Source organism: Paenibacillus tianmuensis, from assembly GCF_900100345.1.
In the GTDB taxonomy this organism is placed as follows: Bacteria; Bacillota; Bacilli; order Paenibacillales; family NBRC-103111; genus Paenibacillus_G; species Paenibacillus_G tianmuensis.
The window spans coordinates 1-1667 of sequence record NZ_FMTT01000105.1 but is presented as its reverse complement, the minus strand read 5'-3'; the positions used below and the strand labels follow the sequence as shown (position 1 = coordinate 1667).

General features: G+C 52.6%; 1 protein-coding gene. It reads left to right on the top strand.

The window, feature by feature from the left end; genetic code table 11:
* Nucleotides 1-42: 42 nt before the first annotated feature.
* Nucleotides 43-1667 (top strand): phage tail tape measure protein (locus tag BLO51_RS28970; RefSeq protein WP_143007033.1); only part of this gene is annotated, 1625 nt, incomplete at its 3' end.

The window sequence follows — 1667 nt, the reverse complement described above, 5'->3', positions numbered from 1 at the left end:
AAGTCCAGTTCTGCGGGACGTTCGGCATACAACTTCGCACGGATGGCCGAGGACGCCAGAATTACGGGCGATGTATCAGCTATGGAGAAGTTCGCGGACAATGCCTTTCGCGTGATCAACGTTACTCACGCGTCGACTGAGGGGCTAGGAGAAACATTCAAATACGCGATGCCCGTAGTAAAAAACCTGGGCTGGAACGAAACAGATATGCTGATGTCTTCCGCTATGGGGGCTATCCACGGCATGGAAGGCTCCATGGCCGGGACCCACATAAAGGACTTCGCCGAGCGGATCAACCCGTACAAATTCCTGGGTACACGAGGCGGTGCGAAGCAGCTCAGCGCCATGAATGATGCCGGGCTTCTTGACGGCGTCGAATATAACAAAAAAGGCAAAATCATAGGCTTTAAAAATGCTGCCCTGCTCAAAGACAAAGATTCACTCAAAAGTTACGTTGATATGGTGGGCGTATTGACCCAAAAGCACAAAGAGTTCATCGCTGCCGGGAAAAGCGAGCTTGAATGGGCAGCAAAAATGAACCATATTTTCGGTGAGCAGGGTCAAGATTTTGCCATCATATCTTCTCACCAAGAGACGTTTGACAAACTCATGAAATCGAAAGACAGTCAGAAGGGGCTCCACAAACAAATTGACGAGATCCGGGAGTCCTACAAAGGTCAAGCGCACATTCTCCACAGTAAAATTGAGAACCTGACGACATCGATCGGCAACCACTTGTTACCCGAGATCACAAAGTTAATTTCCGCCATCTCTCCAGGTGTAACGACCGCCACAAAATGGATCGATGCGCATCGAGACGAAGTGGTCATGGCCGGGAAGGTAGTTGCTGCCTTCGGCACATTCATGCTCGCGCTGGGAGCGGCAAAACTAGCTTTCGGGACAATCGGTACCCTGTTGACAGGGCCGTTGAAGACTGGGATAAACACCGTGGCAAAAATGCTAGAAGCCCTCGGAGCAAAAAAAGCAGCCGACAAACTGAAAGATACCCTGCCCAGCAAGTCTATTCAGGCCAATGTTGTCAACGTCTACGGAAAAGCGATTAACAATTTAGGCGGAGGCGGCGGATCAGGCGGCGGTACTTTTGTTGGTACTGGCGGAGGAAGGTCTGGCAACGGCGGAGGAAGGCCCGGTACCGGAGGCGAGCTACCTCCTCGAAGCAGCACACACGGCGGCGGGAGGGGCGGCGGAGGCTTTGGAAAGGTCCTGTCTTGGGGAAAAGGAGTTCTGGGCAGAGGCGGGGCCGTGGTCATACCGGCTACATTAGCAATGGGTGCATGGGACGTGATGTCTGCGCCTGAAGGAAAAAAAGTAGAAACTGCAGCTAAGACTAGCGGAACTATCATCGGAGGATGGGCTGGAGCTGAAGCAGGAGCGGCGACGGGGGCAGGCATCGGAACCATGTTAGGCGGCCCTGCTGGGGCAGCAGTGGGCGGGCTCATTGGAGGCGTTATAGGCGGTGCTGCCGGCGCTTCAATCGCAAATAGCATCACAAATTCGATATTTGGATCAGCCAAACGAGCGAAAGAAACACTACTTCAAGAGCAATCTGACCAAGCCGAAATGGCTGCTTCCTCCCAGTATAAGGAAAAAGAAAAAAACTGGAATGAAGCTACAAGCCGCGTCAATTGGTGGAAGGTGGACACAAG